Annotated in this window: 17 protein-coding genes; 13 read left to right on the top strand and 4 right to left on the bottom strand. The window is 40.3% G+C overall.

Annotation, left to right across the window (positions count from 1 at the left end; translation table 11 throughout):
- Window positions 1-6: 6 nt before the first annotated feature.
- From AC0N32_RS17235 to AC0N32_RS17220, 4 genes are all read left to right on the top strand, one after another.
- The gene (locus AC0N32_RS17235; protein WP_476395079.1) at window positions 7-1,104 is read left to right on the top strand and encodes a Nif3-like dinuclear metal center hexameric protein; all 1,098 of its coding nucleotides are present in this window, start codon (window positions 7-9) and stop codon (window positions 1,102-1,104) included.
- A gap of 3 nt (window positions 1,105-1,107) precedes the next feature.
- A complete protein-coding gene (locus AC0N32_RS17230) occupies window positions 1,108-1,884 on the top strand; it encodes a zinc ribbon domain-containing protein (protein ID WP_476395078.1) in 777 nt (258 codons plus the stop codon).
- A gap of 413 nt (window positions 1,885-2,297) precedes the next feature.
- Entirely contained in the window at window positions 2,298-2,501 is a 204-nt protein-coding gene (locus AC0N32_RS17225; protein WP_476395077.1) for a bacteriocin-like protein, read from the top strand.
- A gap of 71 nt (window positions 2,502-2,572) precedes the next feature.
- Entirely contained in the window at window positions 2,573-3,427 is an 855-nt protein-coding gene (locus AC0N32_RS17220) for a GLPGLI family protein (protein WP_476395076.1), read from the top strand.
- A 31-nt stretch (window positions 3,428-3,458) separates the two neighbouring features.
- On the opposite strand, the gene AC0N32_RS17215 is transcribed toward AC0N32_RS17220, so the two are convergent.
- A complete protein-coding gene (locus tag AC0N32_RS17215) occupies window positions 3,459-5,237 on the bottom strand; it encodes an AMP-dependent synthetase/ligase (RefSeq protein WP_476395075.1) in 1,779 nt (592 codons plus the stop codon).
- Between the two features lie 277 nt (window positions 5,238-5,514).
- Here AC0N32_RS17215 and AC0N32_RS17210 point away from each other — a divergent pair, with 277 nt between their 5' ends.
- The gene (locus tag AC0N32_RS17210) at window positions 5,515-6,654 is read left to right on the top strand and encodes an acyl-CoA dehydrogenase (RefSeq protein ID WP_476395074.1); all 1,140 of its coding nucleotides are present in this window, start codon (window positions 5,515-5,517) and stop codon (window positions 6,652-6,654) included.
- Between the two features lie 218 nt (window positions 6,655-6,872).
- On the opposite strand, the gene AC0N32_RS17205 is transcribed toward AC0N32_RS17210, so the two are convergent.
- Window positions 6,873-7,799 carry a DUF4349 domain-containing protein gene (locus AC0N32_RS17205; protein WP_476395073.1) on the bottom strand — a complete coding sequence of 309 codons (927 nt, stop codon included), beginning with the start codon at window positions 7,797-7,799 and terminating at the stop codon, window positions 6,873-6,875.
- Between the two features lie 447 nt (window positions 7,800-8,246).
- Between AC0N32_RS17205 and AC0N32_RS17200 the strand changes: the two genes are divergently transcribed.
- Window positions 8,247-10,478 carry a reprolysin-like metallopeptidase gene (locus tag AC0N32_RS17200; RefSeq protein WP_476395072.1) on the top strand — a complete coding sequence of 744 codons (2,232 nt, stop codon included), beginning with the start codon at window positions 8,247-8,249 and terminating at the stop codon, window positions 10,476-10,478.
- A gap of 77 nt (window positions 10,479-10,555) precedes the next feature.
- Here AC0N32_RS17200 and AC0N32_RS17195 read toward each other — a convergent pair whose 3' ends face one another.
- Together AC0N32_RS17195 and AC0N32_RS17190 are read right to left on the bottom strand one after the other, a co-directional pair.
- The gene (locus tag AC0N32_RS17195) at window positions 10,556-12,151 is read right to left on the bottom strand and encodes a peptide chain release factor 3 (RefSeq protein ID WP_476395222.1); all 1,596 of its coding nucleotides are present in this window, start codon (window positions 12,149-12,151) and stop codon (window positions 10,556-10,558) included.
- Between the two features lie 392 nt (window positions 12,152-12,543).
- Window positions 12,544-12,735, bottom strand: coding sequence for a hypothetical protein (locus AC0N32_RS17190; RefSeq protein ID WP_476395071.1), 192 nt, complete (start codon window positions 12,733-12,735; stop codon window positions 12,544-12,546).
- Window positions 12,736-13,109: 374 nt separating this feature from the next.
- On the opposite strand from AC0N32_RS17190, the gene AC0N32_RS17185 reads away from it, so the two are divergent.
- The 7 genes from AC0N32_RS17185 to AC0N32_RS17155 all read left to right on the top strand — a co-directional run bounded on the left by AC0N32_RS17185 (window position 13,110) and on the right by AC0N32_RS17155 (window position 23,221).
- Window positions 13,110-13,940 carry a lysostaphin resistance A-like protein gene (locus tag AC0N32_RS17185; RefSeq protein ID WP_476395070.1) on the top strand — a complete coding sequence of 277 codons (831 nt, stop codon included), beginning with the start codon at window positions 13,110-13,112 and terminating at the stop codon, window positions 13,938-13,940.
- An 88-nt stretch (window positions 13,941-14,028) separates the two neighbouring features.
- Window positions 14,029-14,601: an RdgB/HAM1 family non-canonical purine NTP pyrophosphatase gene (gene rdgB / locus AC0N32_RS17180; RefSeq protein ID WP_476395069.1), complete on the top strand. Its 573-nt coding sequence runs from the start codon at window positions 14,029-14,031 to the stop codon at window positions 14,599-14,601.
- An 80-nt stretch (window positions 14,602-14,681) separates the two neighbouring features.
- Complete coding sequence (locus AC0N32_RS17175) at window positions 14,682-15,596, top strand: ribonuclease Z (protein WP_476395068.1); 915 nt, start codon at window positions 14,682-14,684, stop codon at window positions 15,594-15,596.
- Window positions 15,597-15,606: 10 nt separating this feature from the next.
- Window positions 15,607-16,374, top strand: a complete 768-nt coding sequence (locus AC0N32_RS17170) for a TIGR02757 family protein (RefSeq protein ID WP_476395221.1) — start codon at window positions 15,607-15,609, stop codon at window positions 16,372-16,374.
- Window positions 16,375-16,386: 12 nt separating this feature from the next.
- Entirely contained in the window at window positions 16,387-16,917 is a 531-nt protein-coding gene (locus AC0N32_RS17165; RefSeq protein ID WP_476395067.1) for a DUF1003 domain-containing protein, read from the top strand.
- A gap of 195 nt (window positions 16,918-17,112) precedes the next feature.
- Window positions 17,113-19,488: a choice-of-anchor L domain-containing protein gene (locus tag AC0N32_RS17160; protein WP_476395066.1), complete on the top strand. Its 2,376-nt coding sequence runs from the start codon at window positions 17,113-17,115 to the stop codon at window positions 19,486-19,488.
- A 154-nt stretch (window positions 19,489-19,642) separates the two neighbouring features.
- Entirely contained in the window at window positions 19,643-23,221 is a 3,579-nt protein-coding gene (locus AC0N32_RS17155; RefSeq protein WP_476395065.1) for a choice-of-anchor L domain-containing protein, read from the top strand.
- Window positions 23,222-23,325: the final 104 nt, after the last annotated feature.

The raw sequence follows: 23,325 nt of genomic DNA, 5'->3' as shown, positions 1-23,325 counted from the left end.
AATAAAATGAAAATTAGAGACGTCATTTCCAGGATAGAAAAACGTATTCCGCTGCAACTGGCGGAAGATTTTGATAATGTAGGATTGCTGTGCGGATCGTACGACCGCGATGTAAGTGGAATACTGGTTTGTCACGATGCTCTTGAAAAAGTGGTCGATGAAGCGATTTTAAAAAACTGTAATCTGATTGTATGTTTTCACCCGATTATCTTTTCAGGCTTAAAATCTTTAACCGGGAAAAATTACGTGGAAAAAGCGGTTATAAAAGCTATAGAAAACAAAGTGGCTATTTACGCGATTCACACTGCTTTTGATAATGATTTTTTTGGAGTAAATGCCGGAATCTGTCAGCAGCTCGGACTTAAGAACCTTAAAATTCTTCAGCCTAAAAAGAATGATCTGAAACAGCTGACGGTATTTGTCCCAAAAGACTATTCCGGGAAAGTAAAGGAATCACTTTTTGCCGCCGGAGCCGGAAGTATTGGTTTCTATGACGAATGTAGTTTCACGGTAAACGGCAATGGCACGTTCCGGCCTAAAGAAGGTTCGGAGCCTTTCTCCGGCCAGCAGAATATCCGCGAAAACGCAGATGAAGACATGATTTCTGTGATCTTTGAAGGATATAAGCAGGGACAGGTCGTAGCCGCTATGAAATCTGCACATCCTTATGAAGAAGTGGCGCACCAGATCTACAGCCTGGACAATGCCAATCAGTATGCCGGTCTTGGAATGTACGGAGACTTTGAGGAACCGATGGATGAAAAAGATTTCCTGAAATTCGTAAAAGAAAAATTCAATCTTGAAGTCATCAGACATTCTGATTTTAATGGCAGAAAAATAAAAAGGGTAGGTGTTTTAGGCGGCTCGGGAGCCAGCGGAATAAAATCTGCAATTTCCAAAAAATGTGATGCTTATCTCACCGGCGATGTCAAGTATCACGATTTTTTCCTGGCTGAATCCAAAATGATGATCTGTGATATAGGGCATTTCGAATCAGAACAATTTGTGACTCAACAATTATTTGAAATTTTGTCACAAAAATTTAGTACATTTGCAATCTCAAAATCTATTGAGAAAACGAACCCGGTAAATTATTTCATTTAAAATATGGCAAAAACCAACGATATTTCAGTTGAAGAGAAGTTAAGAGCTTTATACGATTTGCAGATCATTGATTCTAGATTGGACGAAATCCGAAATACAAGAGGAGAATTGCCAATCGAAGTAGAGGATCTTGAAATTGAAATCGAAGGTCTTGAAAAAAGAGCTGAAAAATTTCATGCAGAAATCAAAGATCAGGACGACCAGATCAAAACGAAGCATGAAGTGATCAACCATGCAAAAACTTTAATTGAAAAATACAGATCTCAGCAGGATAATGTAAGAAACAATAAAGAGTTTGAAGCATTAGGGAAAGAGATTGAATATCAGGAGCTTGAAATTCAGCTTGCTGAAAAGAGAATCAAAGAATTCGGGGCCAAGATCGGGCACAAAAACGAAACACTGGACGAGCTGAACGGAAAAATCAATGATCTTAGAAATCACCTTAAATTCAAAAAAGAAGAATTGGAAGGCCTGGTTTCTGAAACTCAGAAAGAAGAAGAATATTTAATCGAGCAGTCTAAAGAATTTGCTGCAAAAATCGATGAAAGATTATTGGCTTCTTATAACAGAATCAGAACAAATTCACCAAACGGTCTTGCTGTCGTAGGATTGGAAAGAGGAGCTCCGAAAGGATCATTCTTCACAATTCCGCCTCAGAAGCAGATGGAAATCGCCCAGAGAAAGAAAATCATTATCGATGAGCATTCTGGGAAAATCCTTGTAGACGACGAATTGGTCATGGAAGAAAACGAAAAAATGAAATCGGTAATCAAGTTTTAATACCGATTACAATTTAAAAAATACGAAAGCTGCTTCAATCGAGGCAGCTTTTTTTGTATTCGAGTTTTTTATAAATTAATATTTTTAACTCATAATCAATGTTGGCTTAATTAATAAAGTTAAAAAGTTATAAAGTACGGAATGCAATTCTCAATATGAAGAATTGTTGTTTTTAGCATTTTATTTCTATATATATTTACTACCGAAAAACACAAGAACTTACTTTCAAAAAGCTGTTTTTACTATTAATTAATAATAAGTTGAATTAATATTTGATTATTGATTCATGTTAAAAAATATGTTGCAACAGAAAGGTAGGAATAAAGCCGAAAACCTACCTCCGAAAGGAAAGTCAGAATTTCTTTGCTGAAATTTTAGCAAAATAAGTAGGTGAAATATAAAATTATTTAATAGTGAAAAATTTTAAAAAACTAACTCGTGAAAATCTTAAATCAGTTAAAGCAGGTCAGGTATGGTATGCTGAAACTTCTTGTGGTGTAATTGCTACAACTACTCAGGATTGGACAGCAGAGCAAGCAAATGAATGGCTCATCAAGCTTGAACAAAATTACTGCAAGCCAGCTACGCATAGCGGTCCTAGTACTAATTTAGCTTAATTATTTAAATTTATGCACTTATAATGAAGAGAATCTATTGTAAGTGCAATTTTTTTATAAAAATATCTTCTATGCATTATCACAAAAAACTGCTAAAACTATTAACTATATTTTATTGTGCTTTATCTTACGCACAATCAAACAAACAGGATACATTGCGTGGTGAGTTCACTTATCGATTAAAAGCTAAATTCGATACACGAACTGATTACCGATACGAAGAAGAATTTTTATTAAAAATAGGAGATAATCGCGCATTTTTCACAAGTGTTATATCTCTCAAGGGCGACTCCGTAATGACAAGTGCAGGAATAACATCAAATAATACAGATGGAAGCATTATTCTTGGCTGGAAAGCAGGAGTAGTAATTCCGAAAACAAATTTTAACTTTACTATCATACAAACAAGTGAAAATGTACAATATTTTGATTCAGCTGGAACGTCTTTATTTACTTATAAAGAACCTGTAATAAAGAATTGGAAACTTGTTGATGAGACCAAAGTAATCAGTACTGTTATCTGTAAAAAAGCAGAATTAAGGTTTAAAGGAAGAAATTGGACTGCATGGTATGCTCCTGAAATTCCTTTGCCTTATGGTCCTATGAAATTTAGTGATTTACCAGGATTAATCGTTAAAGTAACAGATGATAAAGGAGATTATGATTTTGAATTGATAAAGTCGCTACCCGTCTCAAAATTGAGAGGTGAATTCATCAATATAAGAGAAAGCAGATATAAGGGAGCTATAGAAACAACACAGGTTAAATTAAAACAGGCCCAGAGAAATGCAGATGCCAATGCAGCAGGAGTACTTTCAAATTATGGAGCTACTATTGTTAAAGGACAGGAAATGATACGACAAAGAGAAAAGGAAATGGAAGAAAACAAAAAATACGCAAATCCTTTAGAAATTAGTGATGAATAAATAAAACCGCCTTCAAAAAAGGCGGTTCTATTTATTCATGATGATCATACATCTTATTATACAGATCAATAAACTTCTCTTTAATAGCCTTTCTTTTCAGCTTTAGGGTGGGTGTCAGAAGCCCGGTTTCAATACTCCAGATTTCAGGGGTAAGCTCGATTTTCTTGATCTTTTCCCAATTCCCTAAATGTTCATTGGTATTTTCAATCTCTTTTTCAATTCTTTCCTTCAGTTCTTTACTTTTGGCAATTTCCTGGGGAGTGGATCCGATATTCAGGTTGTTTCTCATGGCCCAGCTTTTGGCAAACTCAAAATCAGGCTGTACAAGTGCAGTCGGCATTTTTTCGCCATCGCCGACCACCATGATTTGTTCAATGAATTTGGAAGCTTTTGCCAGGTTTTCAATGGTTTGCGGAGCGATGTATTTTCCACCGGAAGTTTTGAACATTTCTTTTTTACGGTCGGTGATCTGAAGGAATCCGTCGCTGTCGATATGGCCTATATCACCGGTTTTGAAGTAGCCGTCTTCTGTGAAGACTTCTTTCGTCATTTCGTCATTTTTAAAATAACCCTTAAAAATAGAAGGCCCTTTCACTGTAATTTCTCCGTCTTCCTGGATTTTTACCTGAACATTGTCCAATGGCAGACCCACCGTTCCGATTTTCATCTTTCCGAAGGCATTTACTGAAATAACCGGTGACGTTTCCGTGAGGCCATAGCCTTCCAGAATAGGAATTCCCGCATTCTGAAACATTAGGTTGAGCCTTGTCGACAAAGCTGCCGAGCCGGAAACCAAGGTGATGATCTCACCGCCAAGACCTTCACGCCATTTCTTGAAAACAAGCTTGTCGGCAATGATTTCCTGTAATCCTGAAGGTTTGGAGATCGTTTTCTTTTTAGAGATAAGGTTGAGTGCCCAGAAGAATATTTTCTGCTTCAGGCCGCCCGCAGACGATCCCGTCGTATAGATTTTATCATACACTTTTTCCACAAGCCTGGGAACGACGCTCATATAGTGAGGTTTTACATCCTTCACATTTTCTCCCATTTTATCAATGCTTTCTGCAAAATAAATGGAAAACCCGTTGTACTGGAAAAGGTAAAACAGCATTCTTTCAAAAATATGGCAGATAGGTAAAAAACTCAGAACCCTTGTGTCTTTATAATCGAGATTTTTCTTTTTCGGAATTCTTGGAATTGAACCCAAAACATTCGACACAATATTGTGGTGGGTAAGCATAACCCCTTTAGGTCTTCCCGTAGTTCCGGAAGTGTAAATAATAGTCGCCAGGTCCTCCGAATTAATGGTGTTCGAAAGATCTTCTACTTCTATCTGGGTAGAATCGTCTTCACCGAGATCCAAAACTTCTTTCCAGTTGGCGGCCCCGGTGATGTTTTCGAAAGTGAAAACTCCCTGTAACGAAGGGATGTTGTGCTTCACTTTAACCACTTTATCCAAAAGATCCTTATCAGACAAAAAGCAATATTTGATTTCTGCATTGGTAAAGATAAATTCATAATCTTCAGGAGAAATACTCGGATATACAGGCACCGAAACCACTCCGATCTGGGAGAGTCCAAGATCCATGATAGCCCATTCGGTACGTGAATTTGTGGTGATGAGCGCAATTTTATCGCCGGGCTTGATCCCCAGTTTTAAAAGTCCGCGCGAAATTTTATTCGCTTCGTTGATGAATTCCTGGGTAGAGGTCTTTTTCCATTCTCCCTGGTATTTCGTGACAAACATATCCGTTTTGGGATAGTTCGCTAAAGCATAATGTGGTATATCGAATAATCGTTTGATGGTCATGATTTAAAAGTAAGTAGTTAAAGGATTTTAAATATAAGCATTTTTTTTAACTGGCGAAATTTTGAATTTTAAATTAACAATTAATAGCATGTATGGCATGTATAATTGAAATGTAATGGAATTTATATGGAATTTACTGATGATAATTTAGTAAATAAAACGGTTTGGTGAAATGTGTTTAATAATTGGCTTTCAGAAGATAACGACTAAGTTTTAATTCTGTTTTCAGATTTGCCCAAAAAGTGTAAATTAGCGACCATCTAATTATTCAATTTTTATGGACTTTAATTTATCGGAAGAACAGCTGATGATTCAGCAGGCAGCCAGGGATTTTGCACAGAACGAATTATTACCTGGAGTAATCGAGAGAGACCGCGACCAGAAATTCCCTACGGAACAGGTAAAGAAAATGGGTGAAATGGGGCTTCTGGGTATGATGGTAGACCCTAAATACGGCGGCGCAGGGATGGACAGCGTTTCTTATGTTTTGGCGATGGAGGAGATTGCAAAAATCGATGCCTCTGCAGCGGTGGTAATGTCTGTAAACAACTCCCTGGTATGTGCAGGTCTTGAAAAATTCGCTTCCGAAGAGCAGAAAGTGAAATATCTTACCCCTCTTGCCAGCGGTCAGGTAATCGGGGCATTTGCCCTTTCCGAGCCTGAAGCCGGTTCCGATGCCACTTCACAGAAAACAACAGCAGAAGATAAAGGAGACTATTATTTGCTGAACGGAATTAAAAACTGGATCACCAACGGAGGTACAGCTTCTTATTATATTGTTATCGCTCAGACCGACCCTGAGAAAAAACATAAAGGAATCAATGCATTCATCGTTGAAAGAGGATGGGAAGGATTTGAAATCGGGCCAAAAGAAGACAAATTGGGAATCAGAGGAAGTGACACGCATTCTTTGATCTTCAACAATGTAAAAATTCCTAAGGAAAACAGAATCGGTGAAGATGGTTTCGGATTCAATTTTGCGATGGCTGTATTGAACGGAGGAAGAATCGGTATTGCTTCCCAGGCTTTAGGAATTGCTGCAGGTGCTTATGAAATGGCACTGAAATACGCAAAAACCAGAAAGGCTTTCAAAACAGAAATCATCAACCACCAGGCAATCGCCTTCAAACTGGCTGATATGGCAACCCAGATCACGGCAGCAAGAATGCTTTGCTTCAAAGCCGCAGTAGAGAAGGATGCCGGTAAAGATATCTCCGAAAGCGGCGCTATGGCAAAATTATACGCCTCTCAGGTAGCCATGGATACGACGATCGAAGCGGTACAGATTCATGGAGGATACGGATATGTGAAAGAATATCATGTGGAAAGATTAATGAGAGATGCAAAAATCACTCAGATCTATGAAGGAACTTCCGAAATTCAGAAGATCGTGATCTCAAGAAGCATTGCCAAATAATGGCTTATTATATTTGAAATAGTAAAAGGCTCTCAGAAATGGGAGCCTTTTTACTTTCACACGAACCACAAAATATTAATAATATGTTGTTTTAACACTTGTTTGATTAAATTCTTTAACTAAAGTTAAATCGTTAATTCAAATTTATAATGTAAAATTAAGAATAACATATGCTGGAAAAACGGAAATTTCATTAAAATATTATTAAAATATTGTCATTATGATGAATGTTTGTCGGAAGAATTTCTCTTTTTATAAAAATAATAACCGATACCTGCGATCACAAACAGTGGCCAGAGCGGAAGAATAAAGAGAAAAAGAGAAGTAATAACATTCCATCCTGAAGAAACCGCAGCAAAAGATTTATCGCCGAAAGTTTCATGATCTTTATCGGTCACCACTTCACCTTCCTGCCCGTACAATGTGATGTCAATTTCACAGAGCGTATTTTCAACCGCATGTATTCCTGATACCTCAATGCTTTTATTCTCAACTTTACCCAGATTATAACTCAGATCAGACATCAGGTAATCAAATTTCTGAATCGGAACCTTTACCTTCAGGTAAGCGGTCTTTTTATCATCATTTTGCAGCGATATATTTTCGCTTCTGATAAATCCATCGTACTTGGTCACCTCTTCCTTTACGATTTCCTTCGCTGTTTCGGCATCATCTACGGTTAGGTCAAGGGTTCCCTTTTTCATAAGTCTGTCGGTTTGGGCATTCAGTTCGTCATTCTTCTTTTTCGGTTGATTTTTATAAACCACTTTTGTTTCCCGGATCACTTTTGGGGCCTGAACGTTTACGATAATCTTTTCCTCTTTCTTTACAGAATCTTTCTTTCCGGTTTTCGATTCCAGCTTTACCGATGATATTTTTTCAGACAGCGAATCCACGATTTCAGAAGTGCTCTCCATGTCTTTTTTTAAATCATTTCCTGTCTCCTGAAAATCCCTGATTTTTAAATGAGCGGAATCCAGTGAAGCCTTAGCTTCGTCATTGAGGTTATTTATTTTTTCAGAAGCATCGGAAATAGTACTGTCGGCCGACTTTACGCTGTCTTCAAACCTTGATACAGTGGATTCTCCCTTTTTACACATAATGAATGTTCCTGATACGGCAACAAGTAAGATGAATTTTTTCATAACATTAATTTTTTTCGTTGAGGTAAAATTAGGACTGCCATTCTTGTAAAGATTGTAAAGGAGATGTATTCAACTCGTAAAATGATAAGATTTTAAAAACGAATTGGTTATAATTATTTTACAAGCGTTTTACAAAAAAATAATTTCGCGCAGGCATTATTTTACAATAAAGAACCTGACAAGTATTCCTGTACATAACTATTTTTCTTTTCTAATCATAAAACCATGTATTTTTTTCTTTAAAATCAATATATTGATAGATAAAATATTGTTTTGTGTAAGTTTCTTGTAATTAGAGGCTTATTGATTATTTTGAACATGATTTTTATTATATTTACAGTGGAGATCAGGGATGTTTTCATGTATTTAAAAGAATGTACAATACTTAAATAAATGAGCAGTCCTTATCATCAGAGAATAATTTATCAATCTTTAAATGATCAATCTATGATTACAAAAAAAACACTCTTATTAGGACTATTCGTCCTGAGCTTTTCGGTAAGCAAGGCACAGGATTTTTTTTCGTCCGTTGATGAAAAATCAATCAGAACAGATGTTCGCAGCAGAACAGTACAGCCTGAAAGATTTCTTACCTATCAGTTGGATGTTAATGCTGCTGAAAATTATTTCAAATCCGTTCCGGAATTGGGAGATCAGGATTTCAAAGAAAACGCACCGGTGATGATCCTGCCAATGCCTGATGGAACAAAAGCCAGATTCAGGATCTGGAAATCCTCCGTGATGGCTCCGGAATTAGCGCAGAAATTCCCACAGATCGTTACTTTTACCGGCCAGGGAATCGATGACAGATACGCAACGGTAAAACTCGATTTTACGGAAATGGGATTTCATGCCCAGATCAAATCAATAGTGACCGGCGATGTATATATTGATCCGTATGCGAAAAATAATAACACCCATTACATCGTCTATAAAAAAGCTGATTTAATCAATAAAAATCCCAGGACCTGCGGCGTAAAAGAAGACGCTTCGGAATTAGTCCATAAGAATGCACAGAAAACAGTAACGCCCGGCGTAGGAAATCAGATCAGGATTTTCCGTTTTGCAGTGGCTTGTACCGGAGAATATGCACAGGCCGCAACAGGATTGTCTTCTCCTACCGTTGCCCAGACGCTGTCAGCTATTGTAACCTCCGTAAACAGGGTAAACGGAGTATACGAACAGGAAGTCGCCGTAAGACTGGTATTGGTCGCCAATGAGACCTCAGTGATCTTTACAGACCCTAATACAGATCCTTTCGACGGAAATGATGATGCAGGCCTCCTCATTGATGAAAGCCAGGATCAGATCGATACCATCATAGGAACAGCCAATTATGACGTTGGCCATACCTTCAGTACCGGCGGCGGCGGATTGGCTGGTCTTGGAGTGATCTGTGACAACTCATCGAAAGGAAGCGGTATTACCGGCTCGCCAAATCCGGTTGGGGATCCTTATGATATCGATTATGTCGCGCATGAAGTGGGGCATCAGTTTGGTGGTCCCCATACCTTTAACGCAACCACAGGCAGCTGTCAGGGGAATCGTGACGGATCACACGCAGTAGAGCCGGGGAGTGGGGTCACTATTATGGCTTATGCGGGAATCTGCGGAAGTACAAACGATCTGGCCAATAACAGTATCCCGATTTTCCATACCAACTCATTCCAGTCCATTACCCAAACAGTACAGTCGACAACCTGCCAGGTGACAAACCCGGTTTCCAATACAGCTCCCGTTGTAAACGCCGGAAATGATTACACCATCCCCAAAAGTACACCCTTCAAGTTAACAGGTTCTGCAACCGACGCACAGGGAAATGCATTATCCTACTGCTGGGAACAAAATGATACAGGACCCGCAGGAAACTGGAATGCCCCTACAGGAAATGCCGCGCTGTTCAGGTCATTTTTACCCACCACCGTGCCCTACCGGTATTTTCCGAAGATTACCAATGTCATCAATAATACCTCAACAATAGGCGAAATTCTGCCTTCATACGGAAGAACCATGGAATTCAGGCTGACCGTAAGAGATAACAATGCAGGTTGCGCCGGCGTAGCCAATGATGATGCGAAAATCACCGTCGATGGAAACTCAGGACCGTTTACCGTTACCGCACCTGCTTCAGCAGTAAACTGGACAGGCAATTCCACCCAAACCATTAACTGGAATGTAGCAAACACCACCGCTTCACCCGTAAGCTGTGCCAACGTAAGTATCCTCCTTTCAACGGATGGCGGACTTACTTATCCTACCACCATCCTCGCTTCCACACCCAACGACGGTTCGCAAACCATTACCATCCCGAACGTCAGTACCACCCAGGCCAGAATCATGGTAGCAGGTGTCGGGAATGTATTCTTCAATATTAATCCCGTGAATTTCACCATCACGCAGGTGCTGGCGGTAAACGAAACAGGTGGAACCAAAGATGAGTTTGCCGTATTCCCGAACCCGGGTAAAGACCTTCTCAATATCAGATTTATCAATCAAAATGAGAAATACGATATCACCATTTATGACGCAAGCGGCAGAATGGTATTCAGTAAATCAAATAATACTTTAAGCCAGGACAAGACCGGAACTTTCAATCTTTCTCAATTAGTAAAAGGAGAGTATATGGTTAATATTAAATCTAAAAACATCAATAAAACCGTAAAGTGGATGAAAGAATAATATCTTTATCCCATACATCTAAACATAAAAAAACCGTTCACCAAAATGAACGGTTTTTATTTATGTCGTATGCGGATTTAAGCATTCCTGAACTCACTGATAAAATGCAGCTTCACATTCGGGAACTTCTCCTGTGTCATGTGAATCGTAAAAGAAGAATCAGCAAGAAATACCAGTTGGTTGTATTTGTCTCTCGCCAGGAATCGTTGCTTCAGCCTTGCAAACTCCTTAAACTCTTCCGACTTCTCATCCGCTTCTACCCAGCATGCCTTGTGCATCGAAAGCGGTTCATAAGAACATTTCGCACCATATTCGTGCTCCAGACGGTACTGGATCACCTCGTACTGAAGCGCTCCCACCGTTCCGATGATCTTTCTTCCGTTCATCTCAAGCGTAAACAGCTGCGCAACACCCTCATCCATCAGCTGATCGATTCCCTTCGCCAGTTGTTTCGCCTTAAGCGGATCCGTATTGTTAATATATCTGAAATGCTCAGGAGAGAAACTAGGAATCCCTTTGAAACTAAGCTTTTCACCGCCCGTTAAAGTATCCCCGATACGGAAACTTCCCGTATCATGAAGCCCCACGATATCTCCCGGGAAACTCTCGTCCACTACCTCCTTCTTATCCGCAAAAAAAGCATTCGGCGAAGAAAACTTCATCTTTTTACCCTCCCTTACCAGCAGATAATTCTCATTTCTCTTAAAAGTACCCGAAACAATTTTTACGAACGCCAGACGGTCTCTGTGCTTCGGGTCCATATTCGCGTGGATTTTAAAAACAAACCCCGTGAAAGTACTTTCCTCCGGCTTTACAAGACGCGTCTCACTCTCCTTAGGCTGTGGCATCGGCGCAATATCGATAAAAGCATCCAGCAATTCACGAACCCCGAAATTATTTAAAGCCGAACCGAAAAATACCGGCTGAAGATCCCCCTTCATATAATCCTCACGGCTAAACTCAGGATAAACCGACTGAACCAGGTCCAGTTCCTCCCTTAAAGTAGCTGCCGCTTTTTCACCGATGGCCTCATCAATAGAAGTATCATTAATGTCATCAAATTTAACAGAGTCTCCAACCTTCTGTTTCTTTTCTTCCAAAAACAACTGGATGTTGTTTTCCCAGATATTGTAGATCCCCTGGAAATCAGCCCCCATACCAATCGGCAAAGAAAGCGGACAAACCGTAAGGCCCAGTTTCTGTTCCACCTCGTCCAGAAGATCAAAAGCATCCTTCCCCTCACGGTCAAGCTTATTAATGAAAACAAGCATAGGGATATTTCTCATTCTGCACACCTGTACCAGCTTTTCCGTCTGTTCCTCGACCCCTTTAGCCACATCAATCACCACGATCACAGAATCCACAGCCGTTAAAGTCCTGTATGTATCCTCTGCAAAATCCTTGTGACCCGGCGTATCCAGGATATTGATTTTGTGATCCCTGTATTCAAAAGCCAATACCGAAGTGGCCACCGAGATCCCCCTCTGTCTCTCAATTTCCATGAAGTCGGAGGTCGCCCCCTTTTTTATCTTGTTGGATTTTACCGCACCCGCTTCCTGGATCGCACCCCCGAAAAGCAGAAGCTTCTCCGTAAGCGTCGTTTTTCCGGCATCCGGGTGGGAAATAATCCCGAAAGTTTTTCTTTTCTCTATTTCTTTGATTAAGTCTGACATATCGTATTTTGAAGTTGCAAAAATCGTAATTTTTAATGGAATGTGAAAATCAATTTCATACACCCCACACCTTATCACTTTAAAAACACTATCTGCATCCCCACTGTATAAAATATCCTCCAAAATAAATAAGGCACCGTCCAAAATGTATAAGGCTTTGGCTAAAGTGTAAAAGGTATTGGCCAAAGTAAATATGACACCGTCCAAAATGTATAAGGCTTTGGCTAAAACGAAAAAGGCATTGTCCAAAGTAAATATGACATCGTCCAAAATGTATAAAGCTTTGGCTAAAGTGTAAAAGGCACCGTCCAAAGTGTATAAGGCTTTGGCTAAAACGAAAAAGGCATTGTCCAAAGTAAATATGACACCTTCCAAAGTGTATAAAGCTTTGGCTAAAGTATAAAGGCATCGTCCAAAGTAAATAAGACACCGTCTAAAGTGTATAAAGCTTTGGCTAAAGTGAAAAAGGCATTGTCCAAAGTAAATAAGACATCCTCCAAAATAGATAAGGCATCCGCTAAAGTAAATAAGCCATCCTCCAAAGTAGATAAGGCATTCGCTAAAGTAAATAAGGCGTCCTCCAAAATAGATAAGGCATCCGCCAAACTGTATGAAGCATCCTCAAAAAAAAATATAAAACAACCTTCACTGTGTAAAAGGTATATTTCAAAATATATCACCGACTTTGTCTTACATCAATAAGTTTACGCCTTTGTTTATCTTAAAAATGTTCAGTAAAGCAGATCAAAAAAAAACCTTAGTCTCCCTTTGCGGTAAAAATAATCACCCTTAAATTAATCCGTCATATTTAGACAAAATATCATTAGCCTTCTGATTAAGACAAAATTACGGCTCCGTACCGCACAACAAATAACCTCTTTCCCATTCACATTATCCAAAGCATAAAATAAACTTCTCAAAAACCGTTATCTTTGTTAAAATAAATTTAACGTAAAACATGCAAAACAGCAGATATCCGCAGTTTACATTTACATGGATAGGAGGGCTTGTCCTTTTGGCGGGGCTCATGGTCGGCACAATGGCCGTTTCTTTCTTTAATGTTTTCTGGATGTTTACCTTCAAAGAAAACCTGCAGTACAAAGACTGGTTCTTCATGCTTACCAACGCATCCGGATTTCTTACCGCCATCGCTTTCTTTGATTTTCTCATCGTAAGAAGAACGACCGGCAAAAAACTAAACTTCAACTTTTCTCCTACCAACGTTTATACCTATCTGCTCATATTCCCGATGATGATCGGGATGATGTTCATCTCAGAATTTATCACCTCCCAGATCCCGACGACCGGGCCTTTCTTCGGAAAGTATTACGAATTCTTCAACCAGCTGATGGAGCAGCTTACCTTTAATCCTGTGATGATGATCATCACCGCTGTTATCTGTGCACCCATATTTGAGGAAATTGTTTTCCGGGGGATCATCCAGAAAGGATTAATGAATAAAGGCGTAGAACCCTGGAAAGCCATCATCACCGCATCCGTTATTTTCGGGCTGGTCCATGGAAATCCGTGGCAATTGGTCGGTGCTGTACTTTTAGGATGTGTGCTGGGACTCGTGTATTACAAAACGAAATCCCTGTTACTGCCGATGTTGCTTCACGGCTTTAATAACTTATGCTCCACCATACTCATCATCTATACCAAAAACGAAAGCTTTTCAGACGCGTTCCATATTTCAGAATGGATCATCCTCGCCATCGGAATCGTTATGTTTTCCGTATTCTATTACCTGTTTGTAAAGAAAAATAAGATCCGTTATCTCGATATTTAAACCTGTCAACCTTAATAAAATTACCGGCAAGCGTTAAAAATTAGCCACCCGTAAGTATTTTAAATATAAATTTTAAATCAATAAAAACATGGAATTGCTCGTAGCCACGCACAACATACACAAGAAAGAAGAAATCCAGCAGATTCTCGGAGAAGGTTTCCTGGTAAAAAGCCTCACCGATTATGACATTCATGAAGAAATTGTAGAAGACGGCAATTCTTTCAACGCCAACGCCCTGATAAAAGCCAGATACTGCTACGAAAAAACAGGAATTCCCAGCCTTGGAGACGACAGCGGCCTCGTCGTAGAATCTCTCGACGGAAGACCGGGAATCTTTTCAGCACGATATGCCGGTGACCACGACTTCGCTAAAAATATTGAAAAAGTATTAAGCGAAATGACAGGCATTGAAAACAGGAAAGCCTATTTCATTACCGTATTATGCTACTACGACGAAAACGGACCCCAATATTTTGACGGAAGGGTACACGGCAATATCCTCCATGAAAACAAAGGCTTCAAAGGCTTCGGCTACGATCCGATATTTGTTCCGGAAGGCTATGAAATGACGTTTGCAGAAATGGAACCCCAGGACAAAAATAAAATAAGTCACCGAAAACAGGCACTCGATCTCTTCCTGGATTTTTTAAAAGAACGTTAAGGTTAATCTCAACCTCAACCTCAATTTTATCCTATCTTAACCTAAATTCCGTACATTTGTCTGTATAATAAACGATTGTTTTGAGCACTTATTTAACGATATTAGGTTTTAACTCAGCGATTCCTACCATCAATTCTTCCCCTACGGCACAGCTTCTGGAAATGGAAGAAAGATCTTTCCTGATCGATTGCGGAGAAGGAACACAGGTTCAGCTGAGAAAAGCAAAAGCGAAATTTTCAAGGATAAATCATATTTTCATCTCACATCTTCACGGGGATCATTGTTTCGGCTTGCCCGGTCTTATTGCCTCTTTCAGGCTGCTGGGAAGAGAAACACCGCTCCATGTTTACGGACCGAAAGGCATTAAAAAGATGCTGGAAACCATATTCACCATTACCGAAACCCACCGTGGTTTTGAGGTGGTCTATCACGAACTGGATAAAGAATATTCGGAGAAAATATACGAAGACAACAGGGTAGAGGTCTATACCATTCCTCTCGATCACAGGATCTACTGCAACGGCTATCTGTTTAAAGAAAAACCGAAAGAGCGACACCTGAACATGCAGGAAATTTCAAAGTACAAGGAAATAGAAACCTGCGATTACCACAACATCAAAGCAGGAAAGGATTTTGTATTGAGTGACGGATATGTCCTCAAAAATGAAATTCTTACCACCGATCCGGTTCCTCCTGTTTCCTATGCCTTCTGCAGCGACACAAGATATCTGGAAACGGTGATTCCGATCATAAAAAATGTTACCGTGCTTTATCATGAATCTACATTTCTGCATGATTTAAAAGAAATGGCAGATTATACGGGACATACGACAGCACTTGAAGCGGCCTATATCGCCCAAAAAGCCGAGGTCGGAAAACTTATTTTAGGCCATTTTTCAAACAGATACGGAGATCTGACCGTTTTTACTGACGAGGCGAGAGCCATTTTCCCCAATACCTTTTTACCCAAGGCCCTTGAGCCTGTGAAAATTTAAAGAAATGATACTGAAATCTGAAGAATTAAAAATCTTCTTAAATGAAAAGGCAGACCAATACAATCATCCGGATTTTATAGAAAATGATCCGGTACAGATCCCGCATCGCTTCAGTCTTAAACAGGATATAGAAATTGCGGGTTTTCTGGCGGCAACCATTTCCTGGGGAAACCGCAAAGCCATCATCAAGTCAGCAGAGAAAATGCTGGAAATCATGGGAAACTCTCCTTATGATTTTGTGATGAATTATTCGGGAAAAGATCTTCAGGGAATAAAAGACAAAAGCATCCACCGGACTTTCAACGGAGAGGATTTTACTTATTTTATAGAGCAATTCAACAGGATTTATACTGAACATGAAAGTCTTGAGAATTTGTTTAAGATAAATGATTCGGAAACGAGCTTTCTCCACGCCATCGAAAGATTCAGAAGTAATTTCCTGGGAATGGATAAACATAGAAGCCACAAACATGTAAGCTCTCCTTACAAAAATTCGTCAGCCAAAAGGATTATCATGTTCCTGCGATGGATGGTTCGCAAAGATAAGCGTGGTGTAGATTTTGGAATCTGGGAAAATACAGATCAGAAACATCTTTCAATTCCGCTGGATGTACATACAGGGAATATATCCAGGAAACTGGGATTGATCGCAAGAACCCAGAATGACTGGAAAACAGTAGAAGAACTCGATCTCGTTATCCGGAAATTTGATGAAAAAGATCCTGCGAAATACGATTTTGCTTTATTCGGATTAGGAGTGACTAAAGAACTATTATAAAAGCTGAACCCAATGAAAAATAACGAAGAAAAAACCCAGGTTCTGGAGAGAATAGCCAACGGTATTACCTGGTGGATAGGCTCAATACCTTCATTGATCGCCCATACGCTATTTTTTATCATATCCTTCCTGCTTCCTGTTCTGGGACTTGTGGAATTTGATAAAATGCTGCTGATTCTTACCACGGTCGTCTCATTGGAAGCCATTTATCTTGCCATTTTCATCCAGATGTCAGTGAATAAAAGTCATGAAAAAATTGAAGATATTCAGGAAGATATCGAGGATATCCAGGAAGATATCGAAGAGATCAGCGAAGACATCGAGGAAATCAGTGAAGATATTGAAGAAATCAATGAAGATATTGAAGACATTCAGGAAGATATTGAAGAAATCAACGAGGATGAAGATGACGAAGACCATAGCGAGAGAGCAAAAAATGTCATGCTGAAAAGTAACGTGAGCTCAAATAAAAATGAGATCAAAGCCCTAAAAGATAAAATTCAGGAACTCCAGAATAAAATCGATGAACTGAAAACTGAATAGCATCATGATCTTTCAGCTCTTGGAAAAGATAACTCTAAAAAAGACTAATAAAAAATTTAGTCTTTTTTTTATGATGGCAGATATATTATCTGTTAAGTCAGAATTTACCAATAGATTAAATTTATAATAAAAATCTTTCTGTTTTTTGTCAAATTTTAATCATAAAATTATTATTTTTGAACAAACAACAACAAAATGTTAAATTATAGACTAAAAAACTACTTGTTATTTTTAGTATTGCTTTTGGTTTCCGGGTCTGCATTTGCTCAAAAGGCTTCCAGGAAGGCCGGTAAAGTAAAGCTGACCTCTGAAAGTATGAAAGCGGGTGCTTTTATTGATGTCAACGCGGCCTCTTATCCGGAATCATCTTATACGCCTCAACAGCTGGTGCAGCAGGTTCTTATCAACGGACAGTCGAGCTGTGCAACGCCGAGTGTGAGCAATGTAACGATAAGCCCGAATCAGCCGGTCACCGAAAACAACAGATTCTGGGGGTATTTTAATAAGGCAACTACCAGTTTCCCATTTGAAGACGGAATTGTTTTAACAACAGGATATGCCAGACAAGCTGGGAATTCAGCAATTTCCGCAGATCTCGAAGGTACAATTTCAATGAGCGGAGATGCCGATCTGGCTGCAGCCACCAATACCAATATTAATAGTCTGCATGATGCTGTCTCTTTAGAGTTTGATTTCGTACCCAACTCAAATCAGGTAAAATTCAATTATCTCTTTGCTTCGGAAGAATATTCCGGATTTTTCCCTTGTAGTTTCTCGGATGCTTTTGCCTTACTTATTAGGCCTGTAGCAGGTGGTCCTTATACCAATATAGCTGTTCTTCCCGGAGCGGGAGGACCTGTAAGTGTTACCAATATTCACCCTCAGAACAGTTTCTCAGGAGCTGATATGGGATGTGGTGCACCGAATGTTTCCTTCTTCGGAGGATATAATACTTCAAGTATAGAAACCAATTATAACGGGAGGGTAGTGCCTTTAACAGCCATTGCCGATGTAACGCCTGGGGTTGCTTATCATTTTAAAATGGTATTATCCGATTATACCGATCAGCGATTGGATTCTGCCGTTTTTCTTGAAGGAGGATCTTTCGACATCGGGATTAAAATTGTAGATCAGAACGGAGTGATTTTACCGGATACCGTAAATATGTGTGACAATACGCCACAGGTATTGACGGCATTGCTTACCGTAGCTCCGGGCATGACCTTCCAGTGGTACAAAGACGGAGTAGCCATCAATGGAGCAACCAATGTCTCCTATACGGCAACTTCTCCGGGAGCTTATGAAGTAAAAGTAGCAGTTCCGGGCAATCAGTGTCCTGCTTCTGCGGTTATTACCATTGTGGGAGGAACGACTCCGCCGGCTCAGGATGCTACCTTAAAGCTTTGTACTACGCCTTCGGTTAATTCATTCAATCTGAATGATGCCAACCCTTTAATCACAACTTCTACAACAGCTATTATACATTATTATGTTAACCAATCCGATGCTGTTGAACAAAATGATAATTACCTCAGTACTGCCGCAGCAAGCAGTTACACCGGTACCGACGGCCAGGTGCTGTATGCTGTAGTTTCCAATGGAGCTTTCTGCAGCAAGATGGTGACTTTAACGCTGAAAAAAGAAGCGACTCCTGTTGCCCAGCTTACGGCAACCAAAATGAAAATATGCGTAGGTGAATCTACCACTTTAACAGCCGCTAACGGAGTAACTTACCAATGGACAGGAGTAACAGGTACAGGCGCTTCATACACGGTTTCTCCTACCCAGACGACAACATATTCGGTTTATGCCATCGGAGCGCAGGGATGTAAATCGTTGCAGCCTGCATCAATCACGATCGAAGTTGTTCCTGCCATTACCTCAAATCTTTCAGGAGGACTGATTTGCCAGGGTGATGTCATTACACTGGATGCCGGTGCAGGCCCGAATTATACTTATCTCTGGAGTACGGGAGATACTTCACAGACTATTTCAGTGGGAACTCCTGGAACCTATTCCGTGACGATCAGTAACGGAGTCTGCTCGAAAGTATACACCACACAAGTAATCCAGGCTATTGTTCCTGAAATCATCAATGTCAATTATAATGAGAACGGAACGATGATCCTTACGGCCAGCAATCCAAGCAACGGGCCTTTGGAATACTCTATAAATAATGGTCTTACATGGCAAAATTCAAATACTTTCAGCAATGTACCTAGAAATACGGTTGTCTCCATAAAAGTTCGCGTAAAGAAAACAAGCTGTGTCGGTTCTCTGGATTATTTCACGTTTATCATGCAGAATGTAATCACACCGAATGGTGACAACATCAATGATATTATTGATTTCAGAGGGGTGAACCAGAATAAGGATTTCAAAGCATCCATCTTCGACCGTTACGGTAAAGAAGTATATAAAGCAAGCAGCCTTCAGCCTTATTGGGACGGGTACTTCCAGGGCAAGCGCCTGCCAACATCTTCCTACTGGTACCAGGTAAGTTTTGAAGATCCTGCCAGCAAAAAGCCGGCATTGAAAACAGGATGGATCTTACTTAAAAATATAGAATAAGATAAAACCGATTTTATTGAAAGACCGACAATTTGTCGGTCTTTTTTTCGTTGTTGATATAATGAATTCATATTATTGCATTAGTGATAATGTAATTTATGCTGAATTGATATTCAATCAAAAAAAATAGTATTTTTGTTTAAAATAATTTAAAATGTTAAATAGGAGGACAAGAAATTTACTTCTGGCTTTATTTTTAATCTTTACCCAATGCTTTGTTGCTCAGAACAGACAAAGTAAAGGTATTGTTCAAAAACCTACGGCTGCGAGTATGAAAGCAGGAGCTTTTATCGATGTAAATGCAGCCGGATATCCCGAATCAAGCTACAGTATCACACAATTGGTAAAAGATGTTCTTATCAGTGGTGGTTCCGGATGTGCTTCGGCCAATGTGAGCAATGTGGTTGTTTCTCCCAATTTAGCAATAAGTGACCAGGACAGAAGCTGGGGATATTTTAACAAAGCCACAACCAACTTCCCTTTTGCTAAAGGTATCGTCCTTACTACTGGATATGCCAGAAAAACAGGAAATACTTTTGAGGCAAACTTAAGTGATCCTCTTCCTTCGGGTGGAGACAACGACCTCGCGACAGCCCTGAATGTAAGCAATGCAAGTTTAAGGGATGCCACCTACATAGAATTTGATTTCGTACCGGTCTCTACAACGGTTACATTCCGGTATTTATTTGCATCAAAAGAGTATCAGGGCAATTTTACGTGTACAATCTCTGACGGTTTTGCATTATTACTGAAAAAAGTAGGAGATCCTACCTACACCAATTTAGCCGTTTTACCCAATGGCGATCCTGTAAGTGTTACCAATATTATCCCTTCAAATTTACCTTGTGGTCCTCAAAATGCCCAGTATTTTGCAGGATTGAACAATCCTCAAATCCAAACTAACTTTAACGGGCGTACGATTCCCTTAACAGCAACGGCGACCGTAATTCCGGGCCAGACATATCACTTCAAAATGGTTTTAGCCGATTATGAAGATTCAAATTTCGATTCTGCGGTTTTTCTTGAAGCCGGATCTTTTAATATTGGTGTACAGCTTCTCAATCCTGCCGGTGTTCAGCTTCCTTCATCTATTAATGTATGTGACAATGCTCCTCAGATACTTACTGCTTCGGTTCAGGGTAATGGGGCTACATATCAGTGGTTATTAGGGAATAATCCTATTCCCGGAGCAAACAGTGCTTCTTATACCGCAACACAGCCCGGCGTGTATACCGTTCAGGTATTTTTACCGGGAAATAATTGTCCGGGTACAGCCTCTGTAACGATTGTGGGGGGAACCTCACCAACCGTACAGAATGCTACACTGACGGCGTGCTATGCCCAAGGAAACGCAACCTTTAATCTTACCTCTGCACAAAGCTCAATAAGCACAACGCCGGGGGCTACTTTCGCTTATTATATTAATCAGTCGGATGCTTTAGCGGGTAATGGCAATACGATCACCAGTCCGACTATATTCCAGAGTGCCGGCCAGACGGTATATGTTCTCGTTAAAAACGGATTCTGTTCAAAAGTTGCCCAGTTGCAATTAATCAAAGCGCCACAGGTCACAGCCAGCATTGCGGCACCGCCTGTCTTAACCTGTGCAAATTCGCAGATTACATTAGATGCTTCTGCGTCCACTTATCCTGCCGGTTCTACTTTTGCCTGGACGACAACAAACGGAAATATTGTTTCCGGAGCCAATACATTAAATCCTGTCATCAATACGGCGGGACTATACACGTTGACGATTTCGAATACTTATCAGCCCGGAAATCTTACGTGTACAACTACTGCAAGCGTTACTGTAACCGGTGACAGTGCTCCTCCCACTACAGGTCTCACAGCCTCAAAAGTTTTGATCTGCGCCGGAGAATCTGTTACCTTAACAGCATCCGGAGGCGCCACCTATAATTGGGTAGGCCTTACCGGAAATGGAAATACACAAACGGTTTCGCCAACGACCAACACGACCTATACCGTAACCGCTGTTGGAGCGAATGGGTGTGTGTCACAGAATCCTGCCACGATCACGATACAGGTTTCACAGCCGATCACTGTTCAGAATGCTACTTTATTTAAATGTTATCAGACCGGAGGAATTAATTATAATTTAACGGAGGCTCAGTCTCAGATCACATCTGCCACTGGGGTGACTTTCTCTTATTATTTAAATGTTTCAGATGCTAATGCAGGGAATAACAATACGATATCCAATACGACATCATTCAACAGTGCCGGGAATCAGACGATTTACGTTTTGGTGTCAAATGGGGGCTGCCGGTATGTGGTGACTTTACAGCTGTTGTCAACTCCTGAAACTACCTTAACGATTGCACAGCCTCAACAAATCACATGCAATACACCACAAATCACATTAAATGCCTCGTCTTCCGTAATTCCAACCGGTTCTACCATTGCCTGGAATGCAACAGGCGGAGGAAATATTGTCTCCGGGGCTAATACACTGACACCTGTGGTAAATACAGGCGGTGTTTATACTTTGACGGTAACAAATGTTAATCAGCCGGGTAATTTAAACTGTTCATATACTGCCAATGTAACGGTAGTGCAGAATACTACGCCTCCCGTAGTTACGCTTACAGCACCGGTGTTGCAGATCTGTCCGGGAGAATCTGTTACTTTGACAGCTTCCGGAGGTGCTACCTACAACTGGGGGACGCTTCCGGGGAATGGAAGTACACAGACGGTATCGCCTGCCAATACTACGGTTTATACGGTTACTGCGACGGGAGCCAATGGTTGTGTATCATCAAATACGGCAACGATTACAATTGTAGTGGGTCCGCCTGTTGCTGTGCTTGCAGCATCAAAATCTAAAATCTGCGTGGGAGAATCTGTTACATTAACGGCCACCGGCGGCGTTACCTACGAATGGGTCGGTTTACCGGGCAATGGAAATACCCAGGTAGTATCGCCAACAGAGAACACCATTTACTCCGTATATGCTTTAGGTGGAAACGGCTGTAAGGTGGATGATCCTACTTCAATTACCATTCAGGTTGTTCCGGCAATTGAATCTACGCTGAAGGATGTGTATGCGTGTGCCGGAGATTCTGCAATTCTGGATGCGGGCTCAGGACCAAATTATACTTATCTGTGGAGCACAGGAGCTACTACACAAACCATATCAGTCAATACCGCAGGCACCTATTCCGTAACCATCAGTAACGGAACCTGTTCTAAAGTATTCAGTGCGCAGCTGATCAACCCGGCACTTCCGCAGTTTACCGATGTAGCATATAACAATCATGTACTTACCCTGTCGACAACAAATCCTACCGGTGGGCCTTTGGAGTATTCTGTAGATGGAGGAGTGACATGGCAACTTTCAAATATATTCTACAATATTCTTGATAATGCGAATTACAATCTAATGGTAAGGGCAAAAGATGCCAAATGTGGAACAACGTTGTCTTTCTTTACCTTTGTGGTTATCAATGCCATTACACCAAATTCTGACGGTAAGAATGATACCGTGGATTTTACAGGAATCAGTAAGTATAACAATTTTGCAGCGTCTATTTTCGACAGATACGGACAGGAGGTTTTCAAAGCCGGCAAAAACGAAACCAGCTGGAACGGTTTGCTTAAAGGCACCCTTATTCTTCCGACAGCGACTTATTGGTACCGTGTACAATGGGAAAACCCCGCCAGTAAAAAGCTCGAGCAGCGAAGCGGATGGATTTTACTGAAAAACAGAAACTAAATACGACAAACAATAGACCTCTCAAATTGAGAGGTTTTTTTTGTTTTTTTTATAAAAATTTCAAATATGTATATGGTATTGATAAAAAAAAATTAATTTTGTTG

It is taken from the genome of Chryseobacterium endophyticum, assembly GCF_056333165.1.
This window is presented reverse-complemented; position numbering and strand designations above follow the sequence as displayed.

Bases quoted from the DNA above. Each gene is read 5' to 3' on its own strand.
- AC0N32_RS17235 (WP_476395079.1), top strand. From the start codon at position 7: ATGAAAATTAGAGACGTCATTTCCAGGATAGAAAAACGTATTCCGCTG.
- AC0N32_RS17230 (WP_476395078.1), top strand. From the start codon at position 1,108: ATGGCAAAAACCAACGATATTTCAGTTGAAGAGAAGTTAAGAGCTTTA.
- AC0N32_RS17220 (WP_476395076.1), top strand. From the start codon at position 2,573: ATGCATTATCACAAAAAACTGCTAAAACTATTAACTATATTTTATTGT.
- AC0N32_RS17215 (WP_476395075.1), bottom strand. From the start codon at position 5,237: ATGACCATCAAACGATTATTCGATATACCACATTATGCTTTAGCGAAC.
- AC0N32_RS17210 (WP_476395074.1), top strand. From the start codon at position 5,515: ATGGACTTTAATTTATCGGAAGAACAGCTGATGATTCAGCAGGCAGCC.
- AC0N32_RS17205 (WP_476395073.1), bottom strand. From the start codon at position 7,799: ATGAAAAAATTCATCTTACTTGTTGCCGTATCAGGAACATTCATTATG.
- AC0N32_RS17200 (WP_476395072.1), top strand. From the start codon at position 8,247: ATGATTACAAAAAAAACACTCTTATTAGGACTATTCGTCCTGAGCTTT.
- AC0N32_RS17195 (WP_476395222.1), bottom strand. From the start codon at position 12,151: ATGTCAGACTTAATCAAAGAAATAGAGAAAAGAAAAACTTTCGGGATT.
- AC0N32_RS17185 (WP_476395070.1), top strand. From the start codon at position 13,110: ATGCAAAACAGCAGATATCCGCAGTTTACATTTACATGGATAGGAGGG.
- rdgB (WP_476395069.1), top strand. From the start codon at position 14,029: ATGGAATTGCTCGTAGCCACGCACAACATACACAAGAAAGAAGAAATC.
- AC0N32_RS17165 (WP_476395067.1), top strand. From the start codon at position 16,387: ATGAAAAATAACGAAGAAAAAACCCAGGTTCTGGAGAGAATAGCCAAC.
- AC0N32_RS17160 (WP_476395066.1), top strand. From the start codon at position 17,113: ATGTTAAATTATAGACTAAAAAACTACTTGTTATTTTTAGTATTGCTT.
- AC0N32_RS17155 (WP_476395065.1), top strand. From the start codon at position 19,643: ATGTTAAATAGGAGGACAAGAAATTTACTTCTGGCTTTATTTTTAATC.